The following is a 17705-nucleotide window of genomic DNA, read 5'->3' as shown; positions in this document are numbered from 1 at the left end:
TATTGAGGAAAAGAAGACGATGAAAAACGTATTGATCATCAACGCACATCAGTTTTTTGAAGGCATCTCCGGCGGCAAGCTGAACAGCACCCTGGCAGGCGTCATCAAGCAAGAGATGGCAGCGCGCGGCTATGCGGTGAAGGAGACATACATAGAGCAGGGCTACGACGTTCAGGGCGAGGTCGACAAGCATCTGTGGGCAGACATCATCATCCTGCAATCGCCGGTCTTCTGGTTCGGCATGCCGTGGATCTACAAGAAGTATGTCGATGAGGTATTTACCGCGGGCATGTTCCAGCAGCGTTTTCTGTCGGGTGATGGCAGGACGCGCGAGGATCCGCGCAAGCAATATGGCTCGGGCGGCAAGATGCATGGCAAGCAGTACATGCTGTCGCTGACCTGGAATGCACCGAGGGCGGCATTTGGCGATGCTGGGCAGATGTTGTTCGAGGGCAAAACGGTGGATGACGTCTTCGTCAGCAACACGGCCAACTACAGGTTCTGTGGCGTAGAGGTGTTGCCCTCCTTCTCGTGCTTCGATGTGATGAAGCAGCCGGATGTTGCAGGCGCTATTGAAGAATTGCGTGGCCATCTGGATGCCATCTTTGATCCCGTGGGCAGCCCCCTGCCTCAGGTGGAGATCAAGATGGACGAGGCGCTTACACCCCTTTAACGACGATCACATGCTGGTCGACAATGAGGTGAGGGTGTCCACAACGGCACCTCCGACCTGGCCATGCACTGCGGGGCCGAGCCGCTCGAGCAGATCAACCGTCTGGCCACGTAGCAGAATATAGCGTTGACCACGCCCCTGATAGTGGAACATCTGGACTTGCTGGCGCCCCATGGGGGCAGTGCCTGATGGTGGGTCAACCGGCCAGCGCCAGTCACTGGATCGACGCCGGCTACCAGATGACCATCTTCTCCGCTGCGGAGGAAGCCGCGTTTGAAGGCTCGCTCAAGGGGGGAAACTCCGCTATTACCCGGTCAAGGCGATGGCTCAAGCCGGTGGTCAGATGCGCTTCGCCGCCGAATGGACATCTAAGGTCGTCATCGTCCGTGAGTTGATCACCGGCCAAAACCCCTTCTCCGCCCCCGCACTGGCGAGCGTCTTCGTCTCGGCCCTGGATAAGCGCGCCGAGGCGAACTGAACGCTATTTGCGCAGCCCGGACCGCCATGGAAGGGACTGCCATACCCCTGCGGCGTCGACCGCCCCGGGGGAATGAGGTGCCGCCAGGCGAGAGAAGGCGATCCCGGTTGGTCGGGGCCTAAAATGGGATTCGTTCAGAGTTGAAATTACGCCGCACGCCCCCTACACTGCCCGCCCCAAACAGCCTGGTAGTAGAGGAGGATAGAAGATGAGAAGAGTGATTCTCACACCCTTGCTGGCCCTTGTCATGAACGGATGTGGTGGTGGAGAGGGCGGGAAAGACGATGCCATTCCCCCCACGACAACAGACCATTTCGAGGCATCCACCCGGAGCACCCAGGGTGGGCAGTTGAGCCCGGCCAGCCTGCGCCTGAGCGCGGGCGAGCGGGGCAGTTTCACCGTAGCGCCCGACGCGGGCTATGTGTTGGCGCAGATTGCGGGCTGTGAGGGGACGCTGGATGGCCTCACCTATACCACGGGCCCCATGCGCGGCGATTGCCAGGTCTCGGCGAGCTTCACTCAGGAGACGGCCCCCGTCTATTTCGAGGCCACCACCCAGAGCAGCCAGGGTGGGCGGCTGACCCCGGCCAGCCTGCGCCTGAGCGCCGGTGAGCGGGGGCGTTTCACCCTAGCGCCCGACGCCGGCTTCGTGCTGGAGCGCATAGAGGGCTGTGACGGCACCCTGCAGGGGCACGACTACATCACAGGCCCCATGGGCGCCGATTGTCAGGTGTCGGCTCGCTTCATCAAGCATGCCACCCATGCCATTGCCCGTGAGGATCACGCCCTCGCCAGCGACGTGGAGCTGATCGCCCATGCCCGTGGCGCCATCGCCGACAGCGAGGCGCGTCGCACCGAGCTGGTCCGCACCCTCTATCAGGGTCTGGGGGCCATCAGCTGGAACCCGAGCCACGACTCCATCACCTTCTCCAGCTTCCAGCCCGAAAACACAGTGACCCTGCTCCCCTCCAACATCAATGGCAAGGGGGAGAGCGAGATCCGCGGCCTGGTGATGGTCTCCGAGCAAGATGACTATCGCCGGGCAGCCATGGGGGCGAATCTGTTTGCGGTGGATCGCACGCCCCAGAGCGAGGCACTGCTCAAGGGGCTGATCGGCTGGCTGACCCGGGGGAGGGATAGTGATGACGATGGTCTTCGCATCCTGACCGCCCAGGTGCCGAGTCGCGCCGACAGCTGGTATTTCCCCCATAACGAGGGGATCCGGGACTGGCTCAAGGCCATGTATCCGGACGCGCACAGCATCAACCAGGCCGATGAGTGCGATTATCAGGCCCTCGGCGCCTGCATCGACCGCATGGCGCCGGATCTCATCGTGATAAGCGACCTCGATCGCCAGGGGCTGGGATACCAGGGCATAGCCCAGGCCATCGCCAAGGCGAAGGCCGCCGGGATCCCGCTGCTGCTCTCCAACTACCGGCGAGAGGCGAGCCCCCTGCTGGCGCCCCTCTATCTGGAGATGGGGCTGGTGACCTGGGGCAACTACTGGTCGAAGCTCAAGGTCAGCAATCTGGCGGCGAGCACCATCATGGCGCCAGATCCCCAGCTGATGGCGGTCGATACGCTGCTGAGCAACCTTAAGGAGGGGGAATTCAGCACCCAATGGCTGGATGCCTGCAGCGGCAACTTCCTCAATTGCGGCGGTGTCGATGAGTTCAATCTGCAGTTCAAGAATGGCGCCGACTGGCTCAGGAATGCCGCCATCACCCTGGACAAGGCGGGGATCAGCCCCTTCGCCCGCGACGGCTTGGCACTGTTGCCGGCCAGCCTGCTGCTGGCCGACAAATACCGCGTCGCCATCGATTACCCCATCGCCTGGGACGAGCATCAGGCCTGGCAGCGGGCGATGTTTGCCGACTGGCTGGTGAGCTATGCCCGTGCTCGCAACCCGGCCCAGCCCGATCTGGGGGAGTACGTCGTCGATCGCAGCCAGGTGTTCAAGGGAGATCAGGCCCATTACGCCTATCCCGCCGTCATCAGCGACAGCCGCCGCATCTCGGTGCCCTATTCCGGGCAGTGGACCTCGACGGGCTGGTATGCCCTGCCGGGGCAGCGTATCACCCTGAGTCGCACGGATACTGCGGATGTTTCCGCTACCATTCGGCTCAATTACCACAGACCCAATACCAACAGGGCCTATGAGCAGAAGGTCTATCGGGCGCCGCTGGAGTTGGCCAGCGGGCGGCTTCCTCTGAACAAGGGCGGCAGCGTCAGCTTCACCTCGCCCTATGGGGGCCCTGTCTATCTCTATCTGGAGGGGGGAGACGGGGCGCTGCAAGTGGAGGTGACCGCCACCGGCGTGACCCGCCATCCAGCCATCCTGGACTTCAGTGATGAGCAGCAGGTCCGGGACTTCAACGAGCGGCTGGATCAGACCGAGCTGCCCCATGTCGATCTCAGGGCCGATGGCGCCGAGCAGCATCTGCGGCGGGATCGCTTCACCGGGGCCATCGGGGGGACCATTGCCGACACCGATGCCCTGCTGGAGAGCATCTCCCGGGATCACATCAACAGCGTCTATACCCTGGCGGGCTTCAAGATCCAGGGCAAGCGCCTGGAGGAGTCGCTGCCTGACGAGGTCCGGCGCGCCTGTGTCGTGCTGCTGGGGGATCAGTGTATCGACGAATCACTGCATACCCGCACTATTATCCAGCACGCCAACTACGACCAGAATGCCCATTGCGGGGTCGGCTGCAGCGGCAACCCCTGGGACTCTTCCGGCAGCATCAGCCCGACCGGTTGGCTGGACAATCACGAGCTGGGGCACAACCTGCAAACCCAGCGCCTGAATGTGCATTATGCCGCCGCCAGCGATGCCGACAACTGGCGCGGCTATGGCAGCCGGGCCGGGGAGAACTCCAACAACATCTTCCCCTATGTGGTGAAGTGGCAGGCCCACTATCTGCGCGACGGCAATACGGCGCCCATCAAAGATGGTCACATGAATCACAAGGATCTGTTCTACGCCTTCATGTCCGACGCGGCCGGGCTGAAGGATAAGAGCGGCAACCGGGTGGTGCTGGGGGCCAACTGCAAGGTGCTGGATGCGGGGGAGAGTCGCTACGAGGCGCCCTGGCAGAGCAATGCCTATGCGGTCCACAACGGCTATCGCATGGCATTTTATATCCAGATGGCGCTGCGCGCCCACGGCATGAGGCTGGCGGACGGCACCCGTCTGAGCAACGGCTTCAATATCTTCACCCTGCTCTACCAGCATTCACGGATCTTCGGCGCCGTTGCCGACAACGAGAGCGACTGGAATGCCAACAGGGACAGGCTCGGCTTTGGCCTCTTCCCCTTCCAGGGGCATGGGGTCTATGGCGGCAAGCAGGTGCGAGACATACCTGGCAACGACTTCATGCTGGTTGCCCTCGGCAGGCTCACCGGCCTGGACTGGCGCAGCCACTTCGATCTGCTGGGTCTGCGCTACTCGACGCTTGCCGCCGCTCAGGTGGAGGCGAACCAGCCCTCGGGCGTCCTGCCCATGGGGATGTACGTGCTGGAGGACGATCTCCCGCCCGCCAACATGAGCGAGGGGCTGACATTCCTGCCCCTCTCTGAGGCAGATGGCAGCACCCTCTGGTCTCGCGACCAGGGATCGCCGGCCAGCTGTCCTATTCCCTAATAAAGAAAAAACGCCCTCAGGGGCGTTTTTTTATTGGCCAGCACAGGCTTGTCGGCCGCAGAAGGCGGGCTTAACTCGCGTTGAGCCTCGTAGCCCTGCGGGGTGACTCACTCCTGCAGCAGGCCGAGAAAGGCCTTCATGGCGGGGGTGACGCTGTGCTTGCGGGTGATGAAGGCGATGGTGCCGGCGCTCGCATCGCTCAAGGGGTGGCAGGGCAGCTTGAAGAGTTGATGGGCGGTGGCGGCGATGCCGGCACTGACCACGGCGCAGCCGAGCCCGTGGCTCACCCCGTTGGCCAGATGGAACAGGGAGTCTGTCTCCAGCACCACCCGCAGGCTGAGCTGCTGGCGGGCGGCGGCCTCGTCGAAATAGCGACGAAACTGCATGGTGGCGCTCGGCAGTATCAGGGGGAGATCCTGCAAGTCCGCCAGCCTCAGGGGCTGGCTCGGGGAGAGGTGCGGGGGCAGGGGCCCCAGCAGCGCCATGGGATTGGGGTGGCGCAACTGGACGTCGAGGGCGCGGCGCTGATGCTCGGTGAGCAGCTCGTCAAAGCCGAGGCCGATGTCGGTCTGGTGCAGATCCAGCTGCTCGAGCAGGGTGCCGTGGGTCATCACCGACAGGCGCAGGCTGACCTTGGGGAAGGCGTCGTTGAAGCGCTTGAGCAGCGGCATGATGTCGATGCTCGACTGGGGCACCATGCCGATGCGCAGGACCCCCGAGAGCGCGCCGCCAAACAGGCTCAACTCCTGGCGCATGGCGTCCTGCTCCAGCAGCATGCGCTCGGCGTGGCGCAGCACCACTTCCCCCGCCTGGGTCAGCGCCACGAACTGGCTGTTGCGCACCACCAGCTCGGTGCCGAGGGATTTTTCCAGCGCCGTGATGCTGGCGGACAGGGTCGGCTGGGTGATGAAGCAGGCCTTGGCCGCCTTGGCGAAGTGGCGGTGCTGGGCCAGCTCGTAGAAATAGTGCAACTGCTTGATGTTCATCGAAGAGGAAGCGCCTGGCGTGGAGGATGGCTGACAAAGTTAATCAATCGACATCGCCATGGCAATAGAGGTTTTCTATCGGTGAATAGATTTGTTTCATTGGTTTTGGGGGACTGACTTATCTAAACTTGAGGCCCGAATACACGTTATAAGCGTCTCGCATGATCCCATTCAATTCACGGTTGCCCAGGCTGGATGAGCTGGTGGAAGAGGTGGCCGTGTCCGTCAACATCAATGGCATCAACCACGCCGTCATGATGGCCACCCCGGATGATCTCGACGACTTCGCCATCGGCTTCCTGTTTGGCGAGGGCATCATAGGGGGCAATCACGATGTGCACGACATCCAGATCACCCCCTCGGAGCACGGCGTCGTGCTTGACATCACCATAGCCAACCGCTGCCTGGCAGCGCTTGGCCAGCGCAAGCGTCGCCTGGCCGGGGCGAGCGGCTGCGGCATCTGCGGGGTGGAGGCCATAGAGCATGCGCTTCCCGAGTTGACCCCGCTGACCCCGGGCGCCCCCTTGGATACCGAGTGTCTGCGGGATCTGCGGGATCGCATCGCCCTTTGGCAGAGCAAGGCTCGCCAGAGCGGCGCCCTCCATGCCGCCCTGGCGCTGGATGATCGCGGCGAGATCCTGGCCTGCCGGGAAGACATAGGCCGCCACAACGCGCTGGACAAGCTCATCGGCATGCAACTGCGCCAGCCCGCGCAGGCCCACACCCTGGTCATCACCAGCCGCTGCGGCAGCGAACTCATTCACAAGGCGGTGCAATTTGGCGCCGCCCACCTCATCAGCCTTGCTTCTCCCAGCCAGCTCGCGGTGCGACTGGCCCTGAAATACAACCTGACCCTCATTCATGTGCCCAGATCCGATGCCCCGGTCTGCTATGCCAGCCCAGGGGCCCAGGATCAGTTCGGAGACTCCCATGTCCAGTCATATTGAGAAACCGGCAAAGGCCGGCGGCTTTTCCTCCCTGCAATCCACTTTCAAGCAGGTGCTGCGCAGCCAGAAGACCCGGCAGAACATCAAGAACCTGCTGCGGGTCAACCAGACCGACGGCTTCGACTGCCCGGGCTGCGCCTGGGGTGACAACAAGCAGGGGGCCTTCCAGTTCTGCGAGAACGGCGCCAAGGCGGTGGCCTGGGAGTCCACCGGCAAGACGGTGGGGGCGGCCTTCTTCGCCGAGCATTCGGTGCGCCGCCTGCAGGCCCAGAGCGACTACTGGCTCGAATACCAGGGCCGTCTGACCGAACCCCTGCGCTACAACCCGGCCACGGATCATTACGAGCCGGTAAGCTGGGAGCAGGCCTTTGCCCTCATCGCCGACAAGCTCAAGAGCCTGGCGAGCCCCGACGAGGTGGAGTTCTACACCTCGGGCCGCGCCAGCAACGAGGCCTCCTACCTCTATCAGCTGTTCGGCCGCCTCTATGGCACCAACAACTTCCCGGACTGCTCCAACATGTGCCACGAGGCGAGCGGGGTGGGGCTCATCCAGTCCGTCGGGGTGGGCAAGGGCACTGTGGTGCTCGATGACTTCGACGCCGCCAAGGCCATCTTCGTCTTCGGCCAGAACCCGGGCACCAACCACCCGCGCATGATGAACGCCCTGCGCAAGGCGGCGCGCCAGGGCTGCCAGATAGTCACCTTCAACAACTTGAAAGAGGTGGCCCTCGAGCGCTTCGCCAGCCCCCAGAGCCCGGCGGAGCTGCTGACCCCGGCGGCCACCCGCATCAGCCACCAGTACCTCACGCCAAAGCTTGGCGGCGACATGGCGGCGATTCGCGGCATGGCAAAATACATCCTGGAAGAGGAGGGGGGCCGCATCGATCTCGCCTTCATCGAGCAGCACACCGCGCACTTTGACGACTACCTGGCGCAGGTGAAGGCCACGGAGTGGGCGCAGATCGAGGCGCAATCCGGGCTCAGCCGGGAGGCGATCACTCAGGCGGCGCAGATCTTCGCCCAGAGCGAGAGCGTGATCAGCTGCTGGGCCATGGGGATCACCCAGCACAAGCACTCGGTCGACACCATTCGCGAAATCGTCAACCTGCACCTGATGTGCGGCCAGATTGGCAAGCCGGGGGCGGGGCTCTGCCCGGTGCGCGGCCACAGCAACGTGCAGGGCAACCGCACCATGGGGATCAACGAGAAACCCAACGCCGCCTTTATCGACCGCCTGGAGCGCCGCTTCCCGGTGGGCCTCAAGCGCACGCCGGGGCACAACGTCTACGAGGCGCTCAAGGCCCTGCACGGCGGCAAGAGCAAGGTGCTCGTCTGCCTTGGGGGCAACCTGGCGGCCGCCGCGCCGGACACCGACTTCACCTATGAGGCGATGCGCAAGAGCGAGCTCAACGTGCAGATCAGCACCAAGCTCAACCGCAGCCACCTCATGGTCTCCAAGGATGCCCTGATCCTGCCCTGCCTCGGCCGCACCGAGCTCGATCTGCAGCGCAGCGGCATCCAGAAGATCACCGTGGAAGATACCTTCAGCATGGTGCACGCCTCCACCGGCATGAACGAGCCGGTCTCGCCGCTGTGTCTCTCGGAGATCGACATAGTCGCGCGCATGGCCGAGGCGACGCTCGGCAGCGAGCGGGTGGACTGGCTGGCCCTGCGGGACGACTACGCCCTGCTGCGCAACCTCATCGCCGAGACCATAGCCGGCTTTGACGACTTCAACCGCCGCATCGAGCAGCCCAGCGGCTTCCACCTGGAGAACGGCGCCGCCCTGCTGCGCTGGAATACCGCGAGCGGGCGCGCCGAATTTCGGGCGAGCCGCTTGCCGGACTCCATCCTGCCCGAGTGCACCAGCCACGCGGAGCAGATGGTGGGCGAGCCCGTGCTGCTGCTCCAGAGCCTGCGCTCCCACGATCAGTACAACACCACCATCTATGGCATGGACGATCGCTACCGCGGCATCAAGGGGCGGCGCAACGTGGTCTTCATGAACGAGGAGGATGCCCGTCGCCTGGGGCTGGCCGAGGAGCAGCAGGTGGACATGACCGCCATCTGCAACGACGGGCGCGAGCGGGTGGTGCGCGGCTTTAGCGTCATCTTCTACGAGATCCCGCGGGGCAACATCGCCGCCTACTACCCGGAGACCAACCCCCTGGTCGCCATCGACAGCATAGGGGAGGGATCCTTCACCCCGACCTCCAAGTCGGTGCCCGTGCTGGTGACGCCGACCCGGGCGCCGGTGACCAGCCTCGCCGTCAATCTGTAAGCTGTAAGCCTTCCGTCCCTCCAGACCCCTGCCTCGGCAGGGGTTTTTCTTTGGGAAATCCTCATCTGAGCCAATCTGCCAGCGAAGCTGTAGGGTGGCTGTATGGCTAACCAGCTTTAGGTAGAAGGGGTCGGCGTATGCCGATATCCTTGGCGCCCTTTTCCGGCCCCTGGCCGATAACCTGAAATGGATCGCGCCTGCAGCGCCGGGCGGCCTTGCGCCGTCGGTGCGTTGCACAGGATCCTGTGTGGACCCCATAGCCAGATGCTCAACTCAACCTTACCCCTCCTGACCGGCCTGGCACTGACACTGGCCGCATTCCCTCTGTATGCCTCCGCCCCCGCTGGTGGCGAGGAGACGACAGAGACCAGCCAGGATGGCAAGGAGAGCAATCCGAAGGAGAAGAAGGCCGAACGCTCGCCCTGGCTGTTCGTGCCCCTGCTCAGCTCCAGCCCCAAGCTGGACACGGCGGCAGGCATGATGGTGGGCTATCTGCACCAGTTCGATGAGAAGTCGCGGCCCTCGCTGTTCACCGTCTCGGCCAAGTACACCACCTCGGAATCCCTGATCGCCAGCGTGTTTGCCAAGACCTCCTTCGGGGCGGATCACCACCGCATCGTCGGCGGCGTGATCTCGGGCGACATCAACAACGACTACGAGAATTACCTGGGCTCTGGCCACGCCCTCGAAACCAATGACAACTTCAACTCGGCCTTCTTCCGCTATCTCTATCGGGTGGAGGGGGACTGGTTTGTCGGCGGCATGGCGGCCTACTCCAACTACGAAATAAAGGGCCAGGATGCCCAGTCCGAGCTTATCCTGGACGAGCTGGGGCTGGCGGGCTTTACCTCGGGAGGCCTGGGGCTGGTGGTGCAACATGATTCCCGTGACAGCGACTTCAGCGCGACCAAGGGCTGGTACCTCAACGTCAACAATCTGGCCTATCGGGAAGAACTGGGCGGAGAGCAGGACTTCGACATCTATAGGGTGGATTATCGCGGCTACTGGAGCCACGGCGATGGGCATGTGCTGGCTTGGCGCAACCGCAACCAGTTCTCCAACGACGCGCCGAGCGGCTCCTATTCACCCATCTATCTGCGTGGCTACACCCCGGGGGAATACCTGGCACAGCACATGTCGGCGGTGGAAGTGGAGGAGCGCTACAAGCTGGCCGAACGCTGGACCCTGACGGCTTTCGCCGGGGTGGCCTGCCTCTACGGCGATGCGGTGAACGGGGAGTCCCTGGACTGCGGTGACAGCGACAACGTCTACCCGGCCTGGGGCGCGGGCGTGCAGTACCTGCTCAAGCCCGAGGAGGGCATCGTCGCCAACCTCGAGTACGCCATGGGCAAGGACAACAACTCCGGCATCTACCTGAAGATGGGTTACAGCTTCTGATATAACGCGGCCCCTCATGGGGCCGCATTTCAATCCGCGTCTGCCACCACCACACGGTTTCGGCCCTGGCGCTTGGCCTCATAGAGCGACTCATCCGCCCGCTTGAGCACGGCCGCGAGCCCGCTCTCCTCATGGCCTGGCCAGTGGGCAACACCGAGGGAGATGGTGATCCGTCCCGCCGTCGCCATCTCATGGCTCGCCACTTTCAGTCGCAACCGCTCGGCGATGATCCGGGCCTGCTCCAGGGTGACATCGGGCAACAACAGCAGGAACTCTTCGCCACCACTGCGACACAGGGCGCCATCCGGCCTGACATCCTGTTGCATCAGCTGTGCCAGGGAGACGATCACCTCATCTCCGACGTCGTGGCCGAAGTTGTCGTTGATCTGCTTGAAGTGATCGATGTCGAGGGCGATGACGCTAAGGGGCTTTGGTCGCAGCAGGTATCCATCGAGCAGATGCTGCATCGCCCGCCGGTTGAGCAGGCCCGTCATGGGGTCGGTGTGGCTGTCGTTGTGCAGTTTGTCGATCTTGGTGTTGAGCAGACCCAGCCCCTTGAGGATGGCCTGTTTCAACTGGGCGGCCTCGAAGTACCAGGCGCGGATGCCGGAGATGTTGGAGGCGGCCTCCTGCTGATCCATCAGCCTGGCCTTGTTGGCCAGTTGCCGCAGCGGTCTGGAAATGACGGTGGCAGAGAACCAGATGATGAAGAGGATCAGCAGGGTGATGGGGATCATCCGCATCAGGGCACCGCGCATCTGCTCATCGAGCCCCGTCAGGGTCGCGTTCAGGGGGCGCTGGGCCACTATGCCCCAACCCGTGCTGGCCACCGGGGCAAACCCGGCAAGCATCTCGATGCCATCGACATTGGTCACGGTCTGTGAGCCTTCGCGACCCTGCAACACCTCGTTGACCACGGGATTCTCATAAAAATGGCGACCTATCTTCTTCTTGTCCGGGTGATAGATGAGGGTGTTGTTCCTGTCCATCACATAGAGGTAGGAGCCGTCCTGGTAGTAGTGTTCGCCGAGCACGGTGGAGAGGATGCTGGCGGATTGCAGGTAGATGGTCCCTGCCACGTAGCCGAGATAGTGCTGTGCCTTGTTGAAGATCGGGTAGGAGACGGTGATGAGGTAGTTGCCGGAGAGCGAGACGAAGGGATCCGAGATCAGCGGCTTCTGAGCGGCGATGGCCTGCCGGGAGATGGAGGAGCTGAGTTTTGCCCCCTTGACCTGCAGCGTCTCGGGGGAGACGGCGACGACGACGGCATCGGTATTGACGATGACCACGGAGTTGAAGGTGTGGGTCTGCAGGCGCAGGCGGCTGACCTCCCCATCCAGGGCCCGCCCATTGCCGGCCTGCAACAGCGGCGCCAGCAGGGAGGCGCTGTAAGCCAGCTGGTTCTGGGCCGACAACAGCATGGTCTCTGTGGTGGTGGCCAGCTTGGCGGCATAGACCCGGTTGGCCTCCAGGGTGCTGGAGATCAGCAGTTGGCGCTGGGTCTGGTAGATGGTGTAGAAGCTGTTGCCAAAGGTGGCCAGTACACCGAGGACGGCCAGGGCCAGGATGAGGCGATGCAAATCAAACTTCGGCAGCCAACGAGGTTGCATGGGAGACGGGGATCCTTGTCAGTCGGCGAGAGGCGCCGGGGCAGTGGGCCGATTCTACTCAGGTTACAGGTTTAAAAGCTACCGCAAATCGGACCCGGAACCGGCCAGACCAGCTCGGCAACCTTCCCGCAGCGGCAGCCTTTGAGTGGTTGACACAGACGCCGCATTAGCGCCGTGGATCCGGCCAGAATGCCATTCCCAGCGCGGGATCCTTGAGCTCGGCTACCGTCTGCCAGAAGGCCAGGGTGAGGGGGTTGTCATCGCCGGGTGGACGGATGAGGCCGATGGTCCAGCTCGCCTCGGCCTCGGTGAGGGGCAGGGAGATCACGTCAGGGTGCTCTATGGTGGTGGAGGAGGGTACCAGGGTCCAGGCGATGTCCGCGGCGGCGGTGGCGATGCCGGCGGCGAAGTCGTTCACATACTGAATGTCACGAAAACGCAGCCCGCTCTGGGCCAGGTAGTGCACGAACTGATCGTGAAAGGAGGGGGCCTTGTCCCGGCGCAGTATGGCCAGCGGCCTGTCCACCAGATCCGCGAGTCCCTTCACACCGGTGTAGCTGGCGGGCAGCACGGCGATGAAATGGGCGCGCACCACCGGCAGGCAGTGCCAGCCCTTGGGGGCGGGCAGGCGGCAGAACCCCAGATCCAGCCTGCCCTCGGCGAGCGCCAGCAACTGGTGATGGGTGGAGAGATCGTTGAGCTCGATGCGCACCCCGGGGCGCGCCGCCCGCAGGCGGGCGATGGCCGCGGGCACCAGCAGCTTGGTGGCGACCCCGAAACCGATGCGCAGGGTGCCGCCGTTGCCCGCCAGCACGTCCCGGGCGCTGCGCCCGAGCTGCTCGCTCTGGGCCACCAGGGCGCTGGCGTCCGCATAGAGCGCGCGCCCGAGCTGGGTGAGCCGGGTGCTGCTGGCGTTTCGCTCGAACAGCTCGCCGCCAAACTCCGCCTCCAGCCGCCTGATCTGCTTGCTCAGGGCCGACTGGGTGATGTGCTGGCGCGCCGCCGCCTGACCGAAGTGCAGCACCTCGCCCAGAGTGACGAAGGCCTTCAAGTCTCTGAGTTCCATCCCGTCTCCTTTCCACTGCGCTGTGTTTCATCATTCCTGTTGGGAATGTTGAATGGCCAAAATTGTCATTGGACGGAATTTTAGAACTGTTCGATGCTTATGCCAATTCATTCGGGGTGCCTATCTGATCGGCACCCGTTCATTCGAGGTGGCCAGCGCCATCGCAAGCAGAAGGAGACACACCAGATGCATCATCCCAAGATCAATGACTTCCCCAAGGACTTCCTGTGGGGGGCCGCCTCCGCCGCCTATCAGGTGGAAGGGGCCTGGAAGGACGATGGCAAGGGCCCCTCGGTGTGGGACGTCTTCACCAAGCTGCCGGGCAAGACCTTCCAGGGCAGCAACGGCGACGTGGCGGTGGATCACTATCATCGCGTGGAGGAAGACGTGGCGCTGATGGCCGAGATGGGGCTCAAGGCCTATCGCTTCTCGGTGAGCTGGCCGCGCATCTTCCCCACCGGTCGCGGTGAGGTGAATGAGGCGGGGCTCGCCTTCTACGAGCGGCTCATCGACAGCCTGCTGGCCCACGGTATCGAGCCGGTGCTGACCCTCTACCACTGGGACCTGCCCCAGGCGCTGCAAGAGGAGTACGGCGGCTGGGAAGACAGACGCATCATCGACGACTTCGAGCACTACTGCGTGACCCTGTATCAGCGCTTCGCCGGCAAGGTAAAATACTGGGTGTCGCTCAATGAGCAGAACTATAACCTGACCAACGCCTATCAACTGGGGACTCATCCGCCCGCAGTGCAGGATCGCAAGCGTTTCTTCGCCGCCAACCACATCGCATTCCTGGCCAACGCCCGGGTCATCAAGGCGTTCCGCCAGCATGTACCCGGGGGGCTCATCGGCCCGAGCTTCGCCTATTCCCCCGCTTATCCGGCATCCTGCTCGCCCAGCGACATGCTGGCCTATGAGAATGCCGAGGAGTTCACCAACCTCTGGTGGCTGGATGCCTACTGCTTCGGTCGCTATCCCCAGGCGGCGCTCGCCTACCTGAGGGAGACCGGCGAGGCCCCCGAGATCCTGCCGGGGGATCTGGCGCTCTTGCGAGAGGGGACGCCGGATTACATCGGGGTCAATTACTACTACACCCTGACCTTCACCGACAACCCGATCGGCGGCCAGACCATGCAGCGCATCAACACCACAGGCCAGAAGGGCACCACGCCGTCGAGCGGTGTGCCGGGTCTCTACAAGACCACCCCGAACCCGCACCTCGAGACCAGCAACTGGGACTGGGCCATCGATCCCACCGGGATGCGCATCGCCCTGCGCCGTCTCTCGTCCCGCTACGGTTTGCCGCTGATGATCACCGAAAACGGCCTCGGCGAGTTCGACAAGCTGACCGCGGATGGCCGGGTGCACGATGACTACCGTATCGCCTACCTGCAGAGCCACCTGAAAGCCTGCCAGGAGGCGCTGCAGGACGGGGTCGAGCTGCTCGGCTACTGCGCCTGGTCCTTCACCGACATCCTGAGCTGGCTCAACGGCTACCAGAAGCGCTACGGCTTCGTCTATGTGGAGCGGGACGAGCAGGGGGGATCCTTGCGCCGCATCAAGAAGGAGAGCTTCCACTGGTATAAGAGCGTCATCGCTTCCGGCGGCAAGACGCTGTAAGGCGCGTGCGAGCGGGGAGATCTCCCCCTTGACGCATGTCAAAGGCCCCCTCGGGGGCCTTTTGTGTTTGCCCTTGGCTGGTGGAATCAAGGGACTGTGGCGGAAGAGGCCTAGATAAACATGCCGCCTGAGGCCTCGATGCGCTGGGCGTTGATCCAGCGGCTGTCCGGGGAGAGCAGGGCGGCGATGACGCCGCCGATGTCGTCGGGCTGGCCGACCCGGCCGAGCGCCGTCTGGTTCGCCACGAAGTCGTTGAGGGCCGGATTGTCACGCACGGCGCCGCCGCCAAAGTCGGTCTCGATGGCCCCCGGTGCCACCACGTTGACGGCGATGCCGCGGGGGCCCAATTCTTTGGCCAGATAGTGGCTCAGCACCTCGATCCCCCCCTTCATGGCGGCGTAGGCGGCATAACCCGGCAGGGCGAAGCGGGTGAGACCGGTGGAGAGGTTGAGGATGCGCCCGCCATCGGCGATCAGGGGCAAGAGCTTCTGGGTCAGGAAGAAGGTCCCCTTGAGGTGGATGTTGAGCAGGGTGTCGAACTGCTCCTCCGTGGTCTGCTCGAAGCTGGCGTGGATGCCGATGCCGGCGTTGTTGACCAGGAAGTTGAACTGGGTGCGTTGCCACTCCCGGGCGAGCAGCTGGCGTACTTCCTGTGCGAAGGCCGGGAAGCCGGCGCTCTCGCCCACTTCCAGCGCCAGGGCGTGGGCCTGCACCCCGAGGGCTCGCGCCTGGGCCACCACGGCGGCGGCCTCGTCGGCCTGGCTGCGGTAGGTGATGATGAGATCGACCCCCTTGGCGGCGAGGGCCAGCGCCGCGTGTTTGCCGAGGCCGCGGCTGGCGCCGGTGATGAGGGCGATGGATCTGGTCATGGTGTGACTCCTGTCTGGGGATGAAGGGCTCGTGTTGAACCGGCGGGATCACTGTATTAGGGCTTTCGTGCGGGATAAAGAGGGTGATAATGAATGCACTGTTCCGTTTGAAAGGACAATCACCCATGGATCAACTGGATGAGATGAGGCTCTTCATGCGGGTCGCCGAGCTCGAGAGCTTCAGTCGCAGCGCCGAGCAGCTGGGGATCCCCAAGGCGACCCTCTCCGCCGCCATCCGCCGGCTGGAGGAGCGAATGGGCACGCGCCTGCTGCAGCGCACCACGAGGCGAGTGCAGCTGACCACGGATGGTCAGCTCTGTTACGCCCGCTGCCGGGATCTGCTGGCGGACATGGAGGAGTTCGGCGGCCTGTTTCGCCAGGAGGGGCAGATCTCGGGGCAACTGCGGGTAGACATGCCGAGCCGGATGGCACGCCACCTGGTGATCCCGGCGCTGCCCACCCTGCTGGCGGCCCATCCCGCCTTGCAACTGATGCTGAGCAGTACCGATCGACGGGTGGATCTGGTGCGCGAGGGCTTTGACTGCGTGGTGCGGGTCGGGGCGCTGGAGTCCTCCAGCCTGGTGGCGCGCCCCCTGGGTCACTATCGCCAGATCAACTGCGCGAGCGCCGGCTATCTAGCCGCTCACGGGGTGCCCCAAAGCCTGGCGGATCTGGGCCGTCACCGGTTGGTGCACTATGGCACCGGGCTGGGGCGCAGCGAGCCCGGTTTCGAGTTCCTGAGCGAGGATGGCAGCCGCGCCCTGTTGCCCATGGCGGGTGCGCTCACGGTCAACGACAGCGAATCCTACCTCGCGGCGGCGCGGGCGGGGCTCGGCATCATCCAGATGCCGCGGGTCGGGGTGGAGCCGCTGCTGGGCAGCGGCGAGCTGGTGGCCATCTTGCCCCGCTGGCAGGCGCCTCCGCTGCCCATTCACGCCCTCTATGCCCATCGTCGCCAGCTGGCCCCCAGGGTGCAGCTGTTCATCCGCTGGTTGGCGGAATTGCTCGAGACGGCCCTGGCCACCGAATCAGGCGCGGCTGCGCCTTGAGCGGTATTCGCTGGGGGAGAGTGCGAAGGCCCCCTTGAAGAAGCGGGTGAAGCTGCTCTGGCTGGCGAAACCGAGCCGACCGCCCACCTCCTGCAACTGCAGGCTGGAGTCTTGCAACAGGCGGCAGGCCTCTTCCCTTCTCACCTGCTCCAGCAGGGCCGAGAAGTGGCAACCCTCCTCGCGCAGGTGGCGATTGAGGGTCCAGCGGGTCAGCCCGAGGGAGTCGCAGATCCCGGCCAGCAGGGTGCGCGGATCGGCGCTCCCCTGCCACAGTTGGTGCCGGATCAGCCCAATCACCCTGTCCCGGTAATGGAGGCGGGGACGCAGCAGGCTCATCTGACTGTCGAGCTCCCCCAACAGCAGTGGCTGCAGGGGGCCGTTGTACCCCTCGTAGGCCTGGTCGAGCAGGGCGGCGGGGAAGCGCAGCTGATAGCCATCGCCGAGTAGCAGCCGCCCTCCCAGCCAGGCGGCCAGCTCGCGCCACAACCTGGGGCGCACCGGGGTGGGCAGCACCAGCAGCCCTTGGCCCGGGTGGTAGAACTGGAGCAGGGCATAGAGATGGCAGAGGTTGGCCAGGCTGCTCAGGGCGACCACATCCGGGTGATCGGATTCCGAGTAATAGCTGAGCCGGGCCCAGCCATCCTCCTCTTGCAGGGCGATCCGGTCGCACTCGCCGATGAGCGGGCGAAAGGAGAGGAAGTAGTGCAGCGCCTGGCGCCAGCTGGCGGCGTTGCAGCACAGGCTCGCCAGTGGCAGGAAGTCCGCAAACAGGCCGGTGAGGGAGGGGGGTGACCAGCTGTGGCTCATGTCCGCATGGGGGGCGACCTGGGCCAGCAGCCGGAAGTGGCGCTGGGCATCGATCCGCCCCTGAGGCAGTTGCAGCTCCTCCCGGGCGATGCCGGCGGCGAGCAGCAGCTGGTTTGGATCCCGTCCCTGCTGCTGCCAGTGGGTGATGCAGTGCAGGGCTATCCGGTTTGAGACAGTTTTCACGGCGAAATCCTTGTCGACGAGGGTCCACCATCATCTGCCTGTCGGTAGAAATTGCCGTGAGCCAGGCACGGATAATTGTTTCATTTATGTAACCA

14 protein-coding genes are annotated in these 17705 nt (G+C 64.0%); 8 read left to right on the top strand and 6 right to left on the bottom strand.

What is annotated here, in order from left to right; genetic code table 11:
* Window positions 1-19 precede the first annotated feature (19 nt).
* A complete protein-coding gene (locus LG30_RS0117465; protein ID WP_081966237.1) occupies window positions 20-673 on the top strand; it encodes an NAD(P)H-dependent oxidoreductase in 654 nt (217 codons plus the stop codon).
* A gap of 6 nt (window positions 674-679) precedes the next feature.
* Here LG30_RS0117465 and LG30_RS22425 read toward each other — a convergent pair whose 3' ends face one another.
* Window positions 680-847 carry a hypothetical protein gene (locus LG30_RS22425; protein ID WP_161785841.1) on the bottom strand — a complete coding sequence of 56 codons (168 nt, stop codon included), beginning with the start codon at window positions 845-847 and terminating at the stop codon, window positions 680-682.
* Between the two features lie 148 nt (window positions 848-995).
* Between LG30_RS22425 and LG30_RS22420 the strand changes: the two genes are divergently transcribed.
* Complete coding sequence (locus LG30_RS22420) at window positions 996-1151, top strand: hypothetical protein (protein WP_161785840.1); 156 nt, start codon at window positions 996-998, stop codon at window positions 1149-1151.
* A gap of 208 nt (window positions 1152-1359) precedes the next feature.
* Window positions 1360-4794: an ImpA family metalloprotease gene (locus LG30_RS0117455; RefSeq protein WP_033131970.1), complete on the top strand. Its 3435-nt coding sequence runs from the start codon at window positions 1360-1362 to the stop codon at window positions 4792-4794.
* 107 nt (window positions 4795-4901) lie between these two features.
* Here LG30_RS0117455 and LG30_RS0117450 read toward each other — a convergent pair whose 3' ends face one another.
* On the bottom strand, window positions 4902-5780 hold the full coding sequence (locus LG30_RS0117450; RefSeq protein ID WP_033131969.1) for a LysR family transcriptional regulator: 879 nt from the start codon (window positions 5778-5780) through the stop codon (window positions 4902-4904).
* A 161-nt stretch (window positions 5781-5941) separates the two neighbouring features.
* Between LG30_RS0117450 and fdhD the strand changes: the two genes are divergently transcribed.
* The 3 genes from fdhD to LG30_RS0117435 all read left to right on the top strand — a co-directional run bounded on the left by fdhD (window position 5942) and on the right by LG30_RS0117435 (window position 10406).
* On the top strand, window positions 5942-6727 hold the full coding sequence (gene fdhD, locus LG30_RS0117445) for a formate dehydrogenase accessory sulfurtransferase FdhD (protein ID WP_033131968.1): 786 nt from the start codon (window positions 5942-5944) through the stop codon (window positions 6725-6727).
* The gene (locus LG30_RS0117440) at window positions 6711-9008 is read left to right on the top strand and encodes an FdhF/YdeP family oxidoreductase (protein WP_033131967.1); all 2298 of its coding nucleotides are present in this window, start codon (window positions 6711-6713) and stop codon (window positions 9006-9008) included. Before fdhD ends, LG30_RS0117440 begins: the two co-directional genes overlap by 17 nt.
* A gap of 264 nt (window positions 9009-9272) precedes the next feature.
* Window positions 9273-10406, top strand: a complete 1134-nt coding sequence (locus tag LG30_RS0117435) for a BamA/TamA family outer membrane protein (RefSeq protein ID WP_238566449.1) — start codon at window positions 9273-9275, stop codon at window positions 10404-10406.
* 29 nt (window positions 10407-10435) lie between these two features.
* Here the strand turns inward: LG30_RS0117435 and LG30_RS0117430 are convergent, their stop codons facing one another.
* Both LG30_RS0117430 and LG30_RS0117425 read right to left on the bottom strand, forming a co-directional pair.
* Complete coding sequence (locus LG30_RS0117430; protein ID WP_033131966.1) at window positions 10436-12016, bottom strand: sensor domain-containing diguanylate cyclase; 1581 nt, start codon at window positions 12014-12016, stop codon at window positions 10436-10438.
* Between the two features lie 166 nt (window positions 12017-12182).
* Complete coding sequence (locus LG30_RS0117425) at window positions 12183-13082, bottom strand: LysR family transcriptional regulator (protein ID WP_033131965.1); 900 nt, start codon at window positions 13080-13082, stop codon at window positions 12183-12185.
* 186 nt (window positions 13083-13268) lie between these two features.
* Here LG30_RS0117425 and LG30_RS0117420 point away from each other — a divergent pair, with 186 nt between their 5' ends.
* The gene (locus tag LG30_RS0117420; RefSeq protein WP_033131964.1) at window positions 13269-14702 is read left to right on the top strand and encodes a glycoside hydrolase family 1 protein; all 1434 of its coding nucleotides are present in this window, start codon (window positions 13269-13271) and stop codon (window positions 14700-14702) included.
* A gap of 110 nt (window positions 14703-14812) precedes the next feature.
* Here LG30_RS0117420 and LG30_RS0117415 read toward each other — a convergent pair whose 3' ends face one another.
* Complete coding sequence (locus LG30_RS0117415; RefSeq protein ID WP_033131963.1) at window positions 14813-15571, bottom strand: SDR family NAD(P)-dependent oxidoreductase; 759 nt, start codon at window positions 15569-15571, stop codon at window positions 14813-14815.
* A gap of 125 nt (window positions 15572-15696) precedes the next feature.
* Between LG30_RS0117415 and LG30_RS0117410 the strand changes: the two genes are divergently transcribed.
* The gene (locus LG30_RS0117410; protein WP_033131962.1) at window positions 15697-16620 is read left to right on the top strand and encodes a LysR family transcriptional regulator; all 924 of its coding nucleotides are present in this window, start codon (window positions 15697-15699) and stop codon (window positions 16618-16620) included.
* Here the strand turns inward: LG30_RS0117410 and LG30_RS0117405 are convergent.
* Complete coding sequence (locus tag LG30_RS0117405; protein WP_033131961.1) at window positions 16600-17610, bottom strand: helix-turn-helix transcriptional regulator; 1011 nt, start codon at window positions 17608-17610, stop codon at window positions 16600-16602. The genes LG30_RS0117410 and LG30_RS0117405 overlap by 21 nt on opposite strands.
* Between the last annotated feature and the right edge of the window lie 95 nt (window positions 17611-17705).

The sequence above is a fragment of the Aeromonas aquatica genome (assembly GCF_000764655.1).
In the GTDB taxonomy this organism is placed as follows: Bacteria; Pseudomonadota; Gammaproteobacteria; order Enterobacterales; family Aeromonadaceae; genus Aeromonas; species Aeromonas aquatica.
Note: the sequence above shows the minus strand (reverse complement) of the source record. Positions and strands in the feature narration are given on the sequence as shown.